The sequence below is a fragment of the Agaribacterium haliotis genome, assembly GCF_002312815.1.
Classification (GTDB): domain Bacteria; phylum Pseudomonadota; class Gammaproteobacteria; order Pseudomonadales; family Cellvibrionaceae; genus Agaribacterium; species Agaribacterium haliotis.
The window spans coordinates 108,541-124,240 of the sequence record NZ_NKQJ01000003.1 but is presented as its reverse complement, the minus strand read 5'-3'; the positions used below and the strand labels follow the sequence as shown (position 1 = coordinate 124,240).

Here is a 15,700-nt window from a genome sequence, read left to right as displayed (position 1 = left end):
TATGTTGATAGCAAGCAATCAAGTACATTTGATTGTCGGTGGCGGAGCTACCGGGCTATCTGCTGCGCGCTTTTTACACAAACAGCAGAAGGCGTTTGTTGTATTTGATACGCGCAGCGAGCCAGCTATTTTTGAGCCCTTTAAGGCACTGGATGCGGACGTACGCTGCTATAACAGTGAGCTTGCACCGGCACTTTGGCAGCAGATTAGCCGGGTTATTTTAAGCCCGGGTGTCAGTCGTGATGAGGCCGTTATTGTTGAGGCTTTGGCGCGGGGTATTGAAGTACTTGGTGATGTTGCTCTGTTTTTAGAGCACGTGGATAAGCCGGTTATTGGCATTACTGGCTCAAACGGTAAATCGACCGTGACAACCATGGTTGGCCTCGCTGCGCAGTGCGCCGGGCTTAAGGTTGCGGTCGGTGGCAACCTCGGGCGCCCAGCGCTCGATCTATTGGCCGATGAGGCCGAGCTCTATGTACTGGAGTTGAGCAGCTTTCAACTCGAGAGTACAGACAGGGCTAATCTCACTGTTGCGGCCATGCTTAATGTGAGTGCCGATCATCTCGACCGCCACGGCAACCTGATGAATTATTTTGCGATCAAGCAGAAAATTTTCTACGGGGCTAAAAACGTTGTTTATAAGCTTGATGACGCGCTAACTCAGCCACCTGTGCTAACTGCGCAACCTCGCTATGGTTTTGCCATTGATAAAAAGGCCGAGCAGGGTGAGCAACAATACTACTTAAATACGAATAGTGCGGAGCTTTACTGTGACGAGCAGCGCTTAATCGCGCGCGCCGATATAAAGGTTAAAGGTCTGCACAATATTGAAAATTTACTGGCCGCTTTTGCTATTTGTGACGCTGCGGAAATTCCGCGCTCGGCAGTAAGCGCGATGGCCAGAGAGTTTGGCGGCTTGCCCCATCGCTGTGAAGTGGTGGCCGAAGGTAGTCGCGGCTGTTTTATTGATGACTCCAAAGCCACAAATGAAGGCGCGTGTATTGCCGCCTTAAAAGGCTTGGCTCCGGAATTTGAACAGGTTCGGCTGATCGCCGGCGGTTTGGCAAAAGGCGCTAGCTTTGAGCTTTTAGCGCCAGTGTTAACACAGTGCGTTAGCCGTTTAGTTCTGATTGGTGAAGATGCACCGTTAATCGAAGCAAAAGTAGCAGGTCTTGACTGCCTGCACGCTCAAACAATGGAACAAGCGGTCTTGCTGGCAGCAGAGGGGGCGGGTGAGCAAGACTTAGTTTTACTCTCACCGGCATGCGCCAGCTTTGATATGTTCAAAGGTTTTGAGCATAGAGGTCAGAGCTTCGCCGCCGCAGTCGATAAACTGTACAGCGAGGCCGCGGCGCAATGATGGCTTTAAGTCTGAATTATCGCATGCCTAGCTTTAGTGGCTTTAATACCAGCAACTCTCTGTTTGTTGCAGTATTGGCGCTTGCCAGTTTTGGTTTGTTAATGGTGGCAACAAGCTCGATTGATTTTGCCGCTGCCGTTTACGGTGATACTTGGTATTTTGCCAAAAAACAGATGTTTTTCTTGATCTTAGGTCTGGCGGCAGGGTGTTTTGTTTATATGATGCCCACCCGTCTTTGGCATCAACTGAGCCCGCTATTTTTGTTTTTGAGTTTTGCTTTATTAATTTTGGTGTTGGTGCCCGGCATTGGCAAAGTCGTAAATGGCAGTCGCCGATGGTTAAACTTTGGGCCATTTGGCATACAGGCTTCGGAGCTTGCGAAGTTCTGCTTAATTATTTTTTATGCAAGTTATTTAACTCGCAGGGCCCAGGTCGTTAGCTCGCGCTGGCTCAGCTTCGGCATTATGGTCGGTATTATTGCCTTAACGGCACTGCTTCTGCTGCTTGAGCCAGACTTTGGCTCTTGTGTGATTATTTGTTTTACGCTGGGAACAATGATGTTTGTTGCCGGCGTACCGGTATTGCGTTTTGTGTTGTTGTCTATTGTTGCGCTGTTTGGTGCGAGTGTATTGATTTTGACCTCTGATTACCGCCGCGAACGTTTACTTTCGTTTATGGATCCATTTGCCGACCCTTACGACGGGGGCTATCAGTTGGTGCAGTCGCTTATCGCTTTTGGTCGCGGCGATTGGTTTGGGCTTGGCCTTGGCAACAGCATTCAGAAATTGTTTTTCCTTCCCGATGCACATACGGATTTTATTTTTGCCATCATCGCTGAAGAATTTGGCTTGTTTGGCGTGCTGATATTTATTGCTTTGTTTGCATTTTTTATCGCTCAGATTCTGCGTGTTGCACTCAAAGCTTTAACTCGCGACCAGAAATTTGGTGCCTATTTGTGTGTGGGTGTGGCGGCGCTGTTGGCGATGCAGGCGTTTATTAATATGGGGGTTGCTTCGGGCTTGTTGCCGACCAAGGGCCTTACCCTGCCGTTTATAAGTTATGGCGGTTCGAGCCTTGTTGTCACCTGCTCCATGTTAGCGCTGGTCTTTCGTGTACAGAATGACTTAAAGCAGGAGGCGATCAGTGAAGAATAACTTGGTGCTTATAGCCGCAGGCGGAACGGGTGGGCACGTATTCCCCGGCCTGGCTTTGGCAGAGCAACTGCAGTCGCGCTCCTATGAAGTTCAATGGCTCGGTACTCAAGCTGGGCTGGAGTCGCGCCTGGTGCCGGTTCGCGGTATTAAATTAAATTTGTTTGCCGTGTCGGGCTTGCGTGGTAAAGGCCTGCTGGCATGGTTGATGGCGCCGTTGAAACTACTAATCAGCTTGTATTGTGCCTTGCGCATATTGTTAAAAATTAAACCGGCGGTTGTTGTTGGCATGGGCGGCTTTGTCGCAGGGCCTGCCGGTTTAGCTGCACGCCTTCTGGGCATCCCCTTGCTGATTCACGAGCAAAATGCAGTTGCCGGCAGTACCAATAAAATTTTAAGTAAATTTGCATCTTGTGCACTACAAGCTTTCCCCGGTGCTCTGACCGGTGCCGAGGTGGTTGGCAATCCACTGCGCGCCTCGCTTGAGGTTTTGCACAACCGAAGTGATTACAGTGCCGACAAACTAAAGCTTACGGTAATGGGCGGCTCGCGCGGAGCGCGTGCGCTGAATACTCGTTTACCCGCAGCCCTGCGCGAAGCCGGTGTCAGCGAGTGGCTGGATATCTGGCATCAAAGTGGTGTTGGCCGTCGCGACGAGGCTGAGCAAGCTTATGCCGCGGCCGGCATTAAAGCGACGGTGGTTGAGTTTATCGACGATATGGATGCGCTGCTTGATTGCACCGAGTTAATGGTGTGTCGAGCGGGTGCTCTGACGGTTTCCGAAGTGGCCAGCGTTGGCATCCCCGCGTTATTTGTGCCTTACCCTTATGCCATCGACGATCATCAAAGTGCCAATGCGCACTTTTTAACGGATGCCGGTGCAGCGTTGATGGTGCAGGAAAAAGATTTTGACAGCGGTGCGCTAGTGGCGGCCCTAAAAGATTTTTGCAGTGATAGAAATAAGTTGAGGCATATGGCCAAACTCAGTGCCGACTCAGCTTTGCGCGGCGCCGCCGAAAAAGTAGCAGATGCAGTAGAGGAACTGAGCGCATGAATATTCAAACGACTTTTCAGGTTCCTGAAATGCGCCGAGTGCAACAAATTCACTTTATCGGCATAGGCGGCGCAGGTATGTGTGGCATTGCTGAAGTGCTGCTTAATCAGGGCTACAAGATTAGTGGCTCTGATATGAAGGCCTCGGATACAACCGCGCGTCTTGAACAGTTGGGCGCAAAAATTTATATCGGTCACAGCGCTGAAAATATAAACGGCGCAAGTGTGGTGGTTAGGTCGACGGCGATTACTGAAAGCAACCCTGAATTAACCGCAGCGATCAACGGCCGGATTCCGGTTGTGCGCCGGGCAGAAATGCTCGCTGAGCTGATGCGCTATCGCCACGGTATTGCCGTTGCTGGAACGCATGGCAAAACAACCACGACTAGCCTTACTGCGTCGATTTTAGCTGCGGCGGGGCTGGACCCAACGTTTGTTATTGGTGGCCTGTTAAATTCGGCCGGTACCAATGCGCGCCTTGGTGAAAGCCGTTTTCTGGTCGCAGAGGCTGACGAAAGTGATGCGTCGTTTTTACACCTGCAACCGATGGTCGCGATTGTTACTAATATTGACGCGGATCACCTGGAGACCTATGGCGGTGATTTTGAAAAAGTTAAAGATACCTTTGTAGACTTTTTGCACAATTTGCCATTTTACGGTGTGGCGATTGTTTGCGGCGACGACCCGATTGTGCAGGAAATTTTGCCGCGAATCAGTCGCCAGGTACTAACTTACGGCTTTGATGAGGGCAACGACTTCCGCTGTGTCGATATTCGCCAAAGTGGTTCGAGTTTGAGTTTTAAAGTTGAGCGGCCTAATGCTAAAACCGCACTTGATATTCATTTGCCGATGCCTGGCTTACACAACGCGCTAAATGCCACTGCTGCGATTGCGGTAGCCAGCGATGAGTCGGTTGCCGATGAAGCGATTCAGCAGGGGCTAAAACAGTTTCAAGGTGTTGGCCGGCGCTTTGAGGTGCACGGTGATATTCCTGTCGAAGGCGGTTTTGCAATGCTGGTTGATGACTACGGCCATCATCCGCGCGAAGTGTTGGCGACGATCAATGGTGTGCGCAACGGTTGGCCGGAGCGCCGCTTAGTGATGGTGTATCAGCCACACCGCTATACGCGCACGCGCGATTTGTTTGAAGATTTTGTCGACGTTCTTTCTCGTGTCGACGTGCTTGTTTTACTCGATGTCTACGCCGCAGGTGAAGCGCTAATAGTCGGTGCCGACGGCCGCAGTTTAGCGCGCAGTATTCGCAACCGCGGCAGTGTCGACCCAATTTTTGCAGAAAATATTGATGTGGTTCCCGAACTACTGAACAAGCTTATTCAAGCGGACGACATCGTTATTACCCAGGGCGCGGGCAGTGTGACGCATCTGGCTCCGGTGTTGGCGGAAACTGAATTCGGGGCAAAAAAATGAGTGTTGAAACGCGTTATCAAAAACAGTTCTCTGGCAATGTCGCCGATTTTGGCCGCGTTGCAGTGCTTTATGGTGGCACCTCGGCGGAGCGCAGTGTGTCGCTGCAAAGCGGCGCGGCCATCTTAAATGCCCTGCAGGAAAAAGGCGTTAACGCTTTTGCTATTGATATCGGTGAAGACGTCTGCCAGCAGTTACAGCAGGCAGAATTTGACTGCGCTTTTATCGCTCTGCACGGTATGGGCGGCGAAGATGGCAAAGTTCAGGCGCTGTTAGATTTGATGGGCAAACCTTATACGGGTAGCGACCACGCTGCTTCGGCTCTGGCTATGAACAAACTGCACACAAAACAAGTGTGGCAAAGCTGGGGGCTGCCGACGCCGCCTTATTTAACCCTGGAGGCGGAGCTCAGCCTTGAGACTGTGCTCGATACGCTGGGTCACGTATTTGTTAAACCCGTGCACGAAGGCTCCAGTTACGGCGTGAGCCCAGCTCGTTCGCTGGCCGAGCTTGAGCAAGCTGCAGCAGCGGCTAAACAGTTTGACTCTACCGTTATTGCCGAAAAACTTATTCACGGTGAAGAGTACAGCGTCGCGGTGCTTGGCTCGACGGTGTTGCCGCCGATTCAAATTAAGTTTAACGGCGGCTTTTACGACTTTAATGCAAAATACGAAAGTGATAAGACCGAGTACTTGTGCCCCGCGCCGCTTGATGAGCAGGACGAATCTATTTTAAAAGCCATTGCCGGCAAGGCATTTCGCACGGTTGGCTGTAAGGGCTGGGGGCGAGTTGATTTTATGCGCAATCAAAGCGGGGAGTTTTTCCTGCTTGAAGTGAATACCGTGCCGGGCATGACCAGCCACAGCTTGGTGCCGATGGCGGCAAAGGCCATCGGGTTAAGTTTTGGCGATCTGGTACTTGAAGTCTTGGCGATGGCGACAAATGGCTAAACAAATAAATACAACAGGCGGCGCAAAAAAAGTTAAGCCGAGCACTCAGCCGCGGCGCAAGCTCGGGCGCTATGTGCTGCTGATGTGTGCAGTTATTGCCGCTTGTGTGTATTTCAAACCGTTGGCATATATCGCTGACGTGCACATCGCTCTGCCGAGTGTTGACTTCGACGATGAGGTGAAAATAAACAATGTCGTTATCGAAGGTGAGTTTCGTTACAGCAGTAAGCAAGCGCTGCAAAGTGATATCAGCGCCTTGTTGGCCGGCGACTTTGTCAATTTAGATTTGGCGCGTATGCGTGCAGCCATGGAGGCAAAACCCTGGTACAAAAGTGTGCGCCTGGCCAGGCAGTGGCCGGCAACCTTGAAAGTTGAGATCGAAGAAGAGCTGCCTATTGCACGCTGGGGTGAGAGAGGTTTTATTAATCGCTACGGTGAATTGGTTTATGTCAATGAGCTCAATGCCTTGAGTTCGCTGCCGGTTTTAAGTGGCGCAGATGAGCATGCTTATGATATCGCGCGAAATTATTTGCTGATGTCACAGCTGCTAAATGATGCCGGCCTTTACATTTCTTCGTTGCATGTATCGGCAAACGGAGCTAGAGAAATTAAATTTAGCTCGGGTTTTACATTGTTGCTTGGTGGGCACATGTTCAGTGAGCGTTTAGAGAAATTCTTGTATTTATATCAACAGCAGTTGGGAGCTCAAAAAGAGCGGCTTGCCATCGTCGATTTACGCTACTCAAATGGTGTAGCTGTGCGTTGGCGTGAAGAAACTCTCGGCGAGCTCGCAAGCAGGTAAATTATGGCCAATTCAGAGCAGGGCAAAATGATTGTTGGTCTCGACATAGGCACATCGAAAGTGGTGGCCTTAGTCGGAGAGATCAGTAGCGAAGGCGAACTCGCAATCGTCGGCATAGGCTCGCATAAAAGTGTCGGTCTGAAAAAAGGTGTCGTGGTTAATATTGAATCGACAGTGCAGAGTATTCAGCGCGCGGTGGAAGAGGCGGAATTAATGGCCGGCTGTCAGATCCACTCTGTGTTTGCCGGTATCGCCGGCAACCATATTCGCAGCTTAAATTCCCACGGCATTGTCGCGATTAAAGACCGCGAGGTATATCAAACAGATATAGACCGTGTGCTCGATGCCGCGCAGGCGGTGGCGATACCGGCAGACCAAAAAATTCTGCACCTACTGCCACAGGAATACATTATTGACGACCAAGAAGGGGTTAAAGAGCCTCTGGGTATGAGTGGTGTGCGCCTCGAAGCTAAGGTTCACTTGGTAACTGGCGCCGCCAACGCTGCGCAAAATATTGAAAAGTGTATTCGTCGCTGCGGCCTTGAAGTTGAAAGTGTGATTTTAGAGCAGCTGGCTTCCAGCCACGCAATTTTAACGGATGATGAAAAAGAGCTCGGTGTGTGCATTGTCGATATCGGTGGCGGCACCACAGATATTGCCATTTTTACTGAAGGTGCGATCAAGCACACCGGGGTCATTCCGATTGCCGGCGATCAGGTGACCAACGATATTGCCATGGCGCTGCGCACGCCAACTCAGTACGCGGAAGAAATAAAAATTCGCTACGCCTGCGCCTTGGCCAAATTAACCAATGCCGATGAAACCATTAAAGTGCCGAGTGTCGGTGACAGGCCGCCGCGCGATTTAAGCCGCCAGGCGCTGGCCGAAGTGGTTGAGCCGCGTTACGAAGAATTATTTTCTCTGGTTCAGGCAGAGGTTCGTCGCAGTGGTTATGAAGATATGATCGCGGCGGGCATTGTGCTGACCGGAGGCACGGCAAAAATGGAAGGTGTTGTTGAACTCGCTGAAGAAATTTTTCATATGCCGGTGCGCTTGGGGGCACCGCAAAATATCAATGGCTTGAAAGACATTGTTAATAATCCTATTTACTCAACCGGCGTTGGCCTTTTGCACTTTGGTAAAAACAAGGTCGGTGACAGCGTTACTCCCAAAGCAAGTGGGGAGAGCTCATTTAGTAAATTTAAATCTTGGTTTATTCGTAATTTTTAAAATTCATAGTGTCAAAAAGAGGGGATTACTATGTTTGAACTGGTAGATAGCGTTCCTCAGAACGCGGTAATTAAAGTCGTCGGAGTCGGTGGCGGTGGTGGCAACGCTGTTCGCCACATGATCAGCAGCGATGTCGATGGCGTTGAATTTATTTGCGCCAATACCGACTCGCAAGCGCTGACCGATCTCGACAGCAAAGCGGTGTTGCAACTCGGTCACGGTATTACCAAGGGGCTTGGCGCTGGCGCTAACCCTGAGGTTGGCCGCCAAGCGGCGATGGAAGATCGCGAGCGCATTGCCGAGTGTTTGCAGGGCGCGGACATGGTCTTTGTCACCGCTGGTATGGGCGGCGGCACAGGCACTGGCGGTGCTCCGGTTGTTGCTGAGATCGCCAAAGAAATGGGTATTCTGACCGTGGCTGTGGTTACGCGCCCTTTCCCGTTTGAAGGCCGCAAGCGCATGAAGATCGCCGAAGAAGGTATCAAGCAGCTGACCGACAGGGTTGATTCGCTGATTACCATTCCCAACGAAAAGCTTTTACAGGTGCTCGGCAAAAGCACGTCATTGCTCGACGCATTTAAAGCGGCAAACGATGTTTTGCTCGGCGCCGTTCAGGGCATTGCCGATCTGATTATCCGCCCGGGTACTATTAACGTCGACTTTGCCGATGTCAGTACCGTGATGTCAGAAAAAGGCATGGCGATGATGGGCTCGGGGCGAGCCACTGGTGAAAACCGCGCCATCGAGGCGGCCGAAGCTGCAATCCGCAGCCCATTGCTCGAAGATGTCGATCTGCAGGGGGCTCGCGGTATGTTGGTGAATATCACCTCCGGGCCTGACTTGAGCTTGGGTGAGTTTAGTGAGGTCGGTGATACCATTGAAGAGTTTGCATCCAACGATGCCACTGTGGTTGTCGGAACGGTCATTGACCCTGAGATGAGTGGTGAGGTTCGTGTCACCGTTGTTGCCACCGGTCTTGGCCACGCGAATTCAGCAGAAGTGCGCACGCCGGAACAGGCCAAAGTTGTGGTTGATAACACACGCAAGGTCGCGGCCGAGCCAAACTACAACGAACTGGACAAGCCAACGGTGATGCGCAGCAGTCAAAGCGCGAGCTCCTCGGCGGCACCGGCGGAAGCTAAAAGCGCCAATGCCGCGGTTAGCCCGGTCGATCGCGATATCGAGTACCTCGATATTCCGGCTTTCTTGCGTCGCCAGGCCGACTAAGCTGGAGCCCTGATCGCAGATCAGGACTCCGCCCTTTGGTCCCCTCCTTAGCCGGAGGGCGGAACCCTGCTGTCTGCGTAGGGTCAAAACCACTTACATAGATGTGGGTGGTGAAAGGAAAAGGGAAGTGTGCGCCAGTAAACAAGTGGTACTTTCGGCGCCAGCAAAGCAGTTGCACAAAATTGGAGCAATAGCGGTGATGATGTTAGAATCCGCGCCGCCTAAATGAGAGCTGGAACCATGGTTAGACAACGTACTTTGAAAAACGAAATTCGCGCAACGGGTGTTGGCTTGCATACCGGTCAAAAAGTCTTTTTGACTTTGCGTCCGGCACCGGTGAATAGTGGCATTGTTTTTCGGCGCACCGACTTAAACCCCGTTGTCGACATGGCAGCCGCGGCAACGAATGTGTTTGATACCACGTTGTCGACCAGTTTGGGCCAGGGTGAGGGCCGTATTTCAACGGTTGAGCACTTGATGTCTGCGATGGCTGGCCTCGGCATTGACAACGCTATCGTGGAGCTCAGTGCCAATGAAGTGCCGATTATGGACGGCAGCGCTGGCCCTTTTGTGTTTTTGATTCAAAGTGCCGGTGTGGTTGAGCAAAATGAAGCAAAGAAATTTCTTCGTGTGCTTAAGCCCGTTACCGTCACTGACGGCGATAAACACGCGACGTTCAAACCCTACGACGGCTTGAAAGTTAACTTCAGCATCGATTTTGATCACCCCGTCTTTAAAGACAAAAAGCTCGATGCCAGCATTGATTTTTCTACCACTTCGTTTGTTAAAGAGATCAGCCGCGCGCGCACCTTTGGTTTCATGCACGAATTTGAGTACTTGCGCTCCAAGGGTTTGGTGAAAGGCGGCAGTGTCGATAACGCCATTGTTGTTGATCAGTACAAAATACTGAATGAAGATGGCCTGCGCTATGACGACGAATTTGTAAAACACAAAATTCTCGATGCGATTGGCGATCTCTACCTGCTCGGCTACGGTCTGATCGGTGAATATCAGGCACACAAGAGCGGCCACGGCTTAAATAACAAAGCGGTGCGCGCCCTGCTTGAACAGCGAGATGCCTGGGAGCTTGTCAGCTTTGATGAAGCTGAACAGTTGCCAATTTCCTACATTAAGCCGCTGACTGCATAATTATTGCTCAGTTGTCGACCGCTATGTGAGCTCAATCGCATTGCTATTTGGCAACTGTGGCTTTTTATGACATATTCGTCTCTTCACTCGCCCGAGTAGGGCGCTTTGCGTCCTCTTGTTAGGGCGCTGGCTATACTGAGGGAAGCCCCCAATCCCTCTACGAGTTCAAATAACAAGAGCCGATGAGACTTATTGTTGTCAGCAAGCGTTATGGAAGCACCCGGAGTATTAATCTGGGGGCTTGGGCGCGCGCGGTACTCGGCGTTTGTCTGGTTGGTTTTCCCGTCGGCGCAGGCCTTATGGCCTGGCAGTTGTTTGCCCAGCAAGACAACAAATTGCTCGATAAACAGAGCCGCCAGGCTTGGGTGGCAACACTTGAGCAGCAGCAAAACCAGGTTGAACAGGCCCAGCGCGAAGCTGAAAAAACACTCGCCGCACTGACCTTAAGAGCCTCCGAACTTCAGGCCCGCTTAGTGCGCCTCGATGCTTTGGGGGAGCGCCTGACAACGATGGCCAAGCTCGACAAGGGTGAGTTTGACTTCAGTCAGCCGCCTGCGGTGGGCGGCCCCGAAGCAAGTGCTAACCCCGGCGAAAACCCTGGCCCCTCGCTGACCGACACGCTTGAGCGCCTGGCCCTGCAAATTGATGATCGCCAACAGCAGTTGAGCACCCTCGAAGCGCTGTTAGCCGATAGAAAATTACAGAGCGATGTCTTTCTCGCCGGGCGCCCGATTAAAAAGGGCTGGATGAGCTCGCGCTACGGCCGGCGCACCGACCCGTTTACCGGCGGCGCTGACTGGCACGCCGGTGTGGATTTTGCCGCAAAAGAAAACTCCGATGTTGTTGCGGTTGCCGCGGGCGTTGTCACCTGGTCGGCCGATCGCTACCAGTACGGGAAAATGGTTGAGATCAATCACGGCAACGGTTTTGTGACTCGCTACGGTCACTGTAAAAAGTTGCTGGTCAAGGCCGGCGACATTGTTAAAAAAGGCCAGACTATCGCACTGGTCGGTTCCACCGGCCGCTCTACCGGCCCCCACGTACACTTCGAAGTGCATAAAAACGGCCGCACGGTCGACCCCGCCTCTTATATTCACCGCGCCAGTCGCTGAAGTTAGCACCAATAGGCCCTTGTGCCGCCTCTTTTTCTGTATACTTCCGCTCGGCCGGAGAAACATCGATATATTTTTGGACTAAGTACATGATCAACAAGGTATTAAAGCTACTGATCGGTTCCCGCAACGACAGGGAAGTGAAGCGTTTGCGTAAACTGGTTAACAAGATCAATGCGTATGAGCCGGATTATGAAAAGCTCAGCGACGATGAGCTCAAAGGCCTGACAACAAGCTTTAAAAAGCGTGTAAGTGACGGCGAAAGCTTGGATGCAATCCTGCCTGAGGCCTTTGCCGCTGTGCGCGAAGCTTCCAAACGTGCGATGGGCATGCGCCACTTCGATGTGCAGATGATAGGTGGCATGGTGTTACACCAGGGCCGTATTTCTGAAATGCGCACCGGTGAAGGTAAAACCTTGGTTGCGACGCTGGCCGCTTACCTCAATGCTTTAAGTGGCAACGGTGTACATGTCGTGACCGTGAATGACTATCTGGCCAGCCGCGACGCCAACTGGATGCGCCCGCTGTACGAAGCACTGGGCCTGAGTGTTGGTGTGGTGGTGGCGATGCAGCCCCAGCAAGAAAAGTACGACGCCTACCGCTGCGATATTACCTACGGTACCAATAACGAATTTGGTTTTGATTTCCTGCGCGACAATATGGCACTGCGCAAAGAGGACCGCATGCAGCGCGGTCTTAACTTTGCGATTGTCGATGAAGTTGACTCCATCTTGATTGACGAGGCGCGAACACCGCTGATCATCTCTGGTGCTGCGCAGGACAGCTCTGAGCTCTACCGGGTGATCAATAAGTTGGTGCCTTCGCTTGAGAAGGTCGCCGACAGCGATGGCGAGCGCAACGATAAAATCATGCTCGGCAAAATTCAGCTAGAGGGCGATGATAAACCGACGACCGTGCCTTATGCACTCGGCCGCGCAGACAAAGAAAACAAAGACTTGGTCATTGTCGATAGCCAGGCCAAGCCGCCGCTGTGCCGTCTCGCCGATAAAGGCCACTTTGCCATTGACGAAAAAAGCCGCCAGGTTGAACTCAGTGAAGAAGGCCACGAGCTGGTTGAACAGTGGCTGGTGAAAAACAAGCTGATGGAAGAGAACGACAGCCTCTATTCCGCCGCCAATTTAAGCCTGTTGCAACATGTGCACAGCGCACTAAAAGCCCACACGCTGTTTAACCGCAACGTTGAATACATCGTGCAAGACAATCAAGTGGTCTTGATTGATGAGCACACCGGCCGCACGATGCCGGGCCGGCGCTTAAGTGAAGGCCTGCACCAGGCCATTGAAGCAAAAGAGGGGGTCCAGATTCAGGCCGAGAGCCAGACCCTGGCTTCAACAACCTTCCAGAACTACTTCCGTATGTACCAAAAACTAAGTGGTATGACCGGTACCGCCGATACGGAAGCTTTTGAGCTTAAGCACATCTACGGTTTGGAAGTAATTGTAATTCCAACCAATGTGCCGGTTGCGCGAGACGATTTAAACGACTTGGTGTTTTTAAGTCTCGACGAAAAAATTGATGCTGTCGTCAACGATGTTAAAGAGCTGGTTGAGAAAAATGCGCCGGTTTTGGTTGGTACCGCGTCGGTTGAAAGCTCCGAGTTGATGAGTCAGCGCCTTAAAAAAGGCGGCATTAAGCATGAAGTGTTAAACGCCAAACAGCACGAGCGCGAAGCAACTATTATTGCCGAAGCTGGCCGCCCCGGCTCGGTGACCATTGCGACCAATATGGCCGGTCGCGGTACGGATATTAAGTTAGGTGGCAACCTTGATGTTGAGCTTGAAGCACTTGGGGAAGGTGCGACACAAGAGCAAATTGAAGCGGTCAAAGCCGATTGGCAGAAGCGCCACGAAACGGTAATGGCGGCCGGTGGTTTGCACATTATCGGCACCGAGCGCCACGAAAGTCGCCGCATCGACAACCAGCTGCGCGGCCGCGCCGGTCGCCAGGGCGACCCCGGTATGAGCCGTTTTTACCTGAGCCTTGAAGATAATTTAATGCGTATATTTGCGTCCGAGCGCATGCGCAACTTTATGCAGGCTCTGGGCATGGAGAAAGGCGAGGCCATTGAGCACCGCATGGTGACCAATGCCATCGAAAAAGCCCAGCGCAAGGTTGAAGCGCGCAACTTTGATTATCGCAAGCAGTTGCTTGAATACGATGATGTAGCCAACGATCAGCGCACCGTGGTCTACACCCAGCGCAATGACCTGCTTGAAGCTGACGATATTGAAGATATCGTTGCCGGAATTCGCGACGACGTTATTGATGGTGTTGTATCTGGCTATGTGCCTCCTCAGTCGCTGATTGAGCAGTGGGATGTGCCCGGGCTTGAGCAGGCTTTACAGGTGGACTTTGGCGTCGACTTGCCGGTGCAAAAGTGGCTGGATGATGACGAAAAACTCTACGAAGAAACGCTGCGTAAGAAAATTCACGAAGCACTTGAGGCTCGCTACTTAGAGAAGAGTGAGCGCATAGGCTCGGTGATGCGCAGCATTGAAAAACAAATCATGCTGCAAGTGCTCGATACCCTGTGGAAAGAACACCTGCAGAATATGGATCATCTGCGCCAGGGCATTGGCCTTCGCGCTTATGCACAGAAAAACCCGAAGCAGGAATACAAGCGCGAAGCTTTTGAGTTGTTTCAGGCTCTGCTCGAAAACCTCAAATACGATGTGGTCAAAGTACTTTATCGTGTTGAGCCGATGACCGAAGAGCAGATGGAGGCAATGGAAAAGCGCCAGCGCGAAGAGGCCGAGCGCCAAAAACTGCAGCTTGAACACGAGAGTAAGAATGCGCTGCAGGCCGATGAGCAGGAAGTTAAAGAGCTCAGTGCGGACAAACCCTATGTGCGTGATGGCCGCAAAGTTGGGCGCAATGACCCGTGCCCCTGCGGTTCTGGTAAAAAATACAAAGCTTGCCACGGCAAGTTGGTTTAATTGCTTGGCTTGGCTTAGTTGAGCTTAGTTAATTTTTATAGTTATTAAGGCGAGAAAAATAATACATGGCAGTTGGTGAGTTTAAATGGCCGGGCGTTTTGCCTGTTGACGGCATACGATTAGCGGCAGTGCAGGCTGGTGTGCGTTATGCAGATCGTTTGGATATGTCGCTGATCGAGATTTGTGACGGTGCCAGTGTCAGTGCCGTTTTTACAAAAAATGCGTTTTGTGCCGAGCCAGTTAAAATTTGTCGTCGCCACTTGCAGCAAGCAACACCGCGCTTCTTGTTGATTAATTCCGGCAACGCCAACGCCTGTACCGGTCAGGCCGGTTGGCAGGCAGCAATTGATAGCTGTGCGGCAGTGGCCAGTGCCGCCGGTGTTGAGCTGAATCAGGTGCTACCGTTTTCTACTGGTGTAATTGGCGAAGTGCTTCCGGCCGCCAGGCTTGTCGACGCGGTGCCGACTGCGCTTGAGCAGTTAAATGGCGATGCTTGGCACGGCGCTGCGCAGGCGATGATGACGACGGATACTCGCGCCAAAGGCCTGAGTAAAACGCTAGAAATCGGCGGTGTTGAGCTTCATTTTAGCGCCATCGCCAAAGGCTCTGGCATGATCAAACCCAATATGGGCACCATGCTCGCTTATGTGGCGACCGATGCTGCAATCGAACAAAATCTGCTCGATAAGCTGGTAAAAAGTGCGGCCAATAAAAGCTTTAACCGCATTACTGTTGATGGCGATACCTCTACTAACGATGCGCTGGTGCTGATGGCGAGCGGTAAAGCTGGCAACACATTGATTTGCTCTGGTACTGATGCAGCCGAGCGTGTTGAGCAAGTTCTCACCGAGCTGTGCCAGGCCTTGGCGATTGAAATGGTCCGCGATGCTGAAGGCGCCACAAAGTGTGTGCGCGTTGATGTGGCGGGCGGTTTGAATGCGCAAGAGAGCCTTGATGTCGCTTACGCCATTTGCCATAGCCCGCTGGTTAAGACCGCGCTATTTGCCAGCGACCCGAATTGGGGCCGTATTGTTGCCGCCATTGGTTATGCGGGTATAGAAGAGCTCGACTGCACTAAGGTTCAGGTCTGGCTTGACGACGTGGCTATTGTTGCCGATGGCGGCCGTGCCCCCAGCTATCGTGAAGAAGTTGGTCAAGCCGTGTTTGATCGGGCGGAATTTAGCATTCGCGTAGATTTGGGGCGCGGCGACGCCAAAGAAAGCTTGTGGACTTCAGATTTGAGCCACGACTACGTGCGCATTAACGCCGAATACCGCAGTTAAG

12 protein-coding genes are annotated in these 15,700 nt (G+C 52.0%); all 12 read left to right on the top strand.

Annotation, left to right across the window (positions count from 1 at the left end):
• Window position 1 precedes the first annotated feature (1 nt).
• The gene (murD, locus tag CFK45_RS05020) at window positions 2-1,360 is read left to right on the top strand and encodes a UDP-N-acetylmuramoyl-L-alanine--D-glutamate ligase (RefSeq protein ID WP_096085336.1); all 1,359 of its coding nucleotides are present in this window, start codon (window positions 2-4) and stop codon (window positions 1,358-1,360) included.
• Window positions 1,357-2,514: a putative lipid II flippase FtsW gene (gene ftsW / locus CFK45_RS05015; protein WP_239923564.1), complete on the top strand. Its 1,158-nt coding sequence runs from the start codon at window positions 1,357-1,359 to the stop codon at window positions 2,512-2,514. The genes murD and ftsW overlap by 4 nt, the downstream gene beginning before the upstream one ends.
• Window positions 2,504-3,565 (top strand): undecaprenyldiphospho-muramoylpentapeptide beta-N-acetylglucosaminyltransferase, encoded by a 1,062-nt coding sequence (gene murG / locus CFK45_RS05010; protein ID WP_096085335.1) that lies wholly within the window; start codon window positions 2,504-2,506, stop codon window positions 3,563-3,565. Before ftsW ends, murG begins: the two co-directional genes overlap by 11 nt.
• Complete coding sequence (murC, locus tag CFK45_RS05005; RefSeq protein WP_096085334.1) at window positions 3,562-4,992, top strand: UDP-N-acetylmuramate--L-alanine ligase; 1,431 nt, start codon at window positions 3,562-3,564, stop codon at window positions 4,990-4,992. The genes murG and murC overlap by 4 nt, the downstream gene beginning before the upstream one ends.
• Window positions 4,989-5,939, top strand: a complete 951-nt coding sequence (locus tag CFK45_RS05000; RefSeq protein ID WP_096085333.1) for a D-alanine--D-alanine ligase — start codon at window positions 4,989-4,991, stop codon at window positions 5,937-5,939. The genes murC and CFK45_RS05000 overlap by 4 nt, the downstream gene beginning before the upstream one ends.
• Window positions 5,932-6,741 carry a cell division protein FtsQ/DivIB gene (locus CFK45_RS04995; protein ID WP_096085332.1) on the top strand — a complete coding sequence of 270 codons (810 nt, stop codon included), beginning with the start codon at window positions 5,932-5,934 and terminating at the stop codon, window positions 6,739-6,741. Before CFK45_RS05000 ends, CFK45_RS04995 begins: the two co-directional genes overlap by 8 nt.
• Window positions 6,742-6,744: 3 nt before the next feature.
• Window positions 6,745-7,971, top strand: a complete 1,227-nt coding sequence (ftsA, locus tag CFK45_RS04990; protein WP_096085331.1) for a cell division protein FtsA — start codon at window positions 6,745-6,747, stop codon at window positions 7,969-7,971.
• A 30-nt stretch (window positions 7,972-8,001) separates the two neighbouring features.
• Window positions 8,002-9,198 carry a cell division protein FtsZ gene (ftsZ, locus tag CFK45_RS04985; protein ID WP_096085330.1) on the top strand — a complete coding sequence of 399 codons (1,197 nt, stop codon included), beginning with the start codon at window positions 8,002-8,004 and terminating at the stop codon, window positions 9,196-9,198.
• A 240-nt stretch (window positions 9,199-9,438) separates the two neighbouring features.
• Complete coding sequence (gene lpxC / locus CFK45_RS04980; RefSeq protein ID WP_096085329.1) at window positions 9,439-10,347, top strand: UDP-3-O-acyl-N-acetylglucosamine deacetylase; 909 nt, start codon at window positions 9,439-9,441, stop codon at window positions 10,345-10,347.
• Between the two features lie 182 nt (window positions 10,348-10,529).
• Entirely contained in the window at window positions 10,530-11,459 is a 930-nt protein-coding gene (locus CFK45_RS04975; protein ID WP_096085328.1) for a M23 family metallopeptidase, read from the top strand.
• 89 nt (window positions 11,460-11,548) lie between these two features.
• Entirely contained in the window at window positions 11,549-14,416 is a 2,868-nt protein-coding gene (secA, locus tag CFK45_RS04970; protein ID WP_096085327.1) for a preprotein translocase subunit SecA, read from the top strand.
• A gap of 65 nt (window positions 14,417-14,481) precedes the next feature.
• On the top strand, window positions 14,482-15,699 hold the full coding sequence (gene argJ, locus CFK45_RS04965) for a bifunctional glutamate N-acetyltransferase/amino-acid acetyltransferase ArgJ (RefSeq protein WP_096085326.1): 1,218 nt from the start codon (window positions 14,482-14,484) through the stop codon (window positions 15,697-15,699).
• The last annotated feature ends 1 nt before the right edge of the window (window position 15,700 follow it).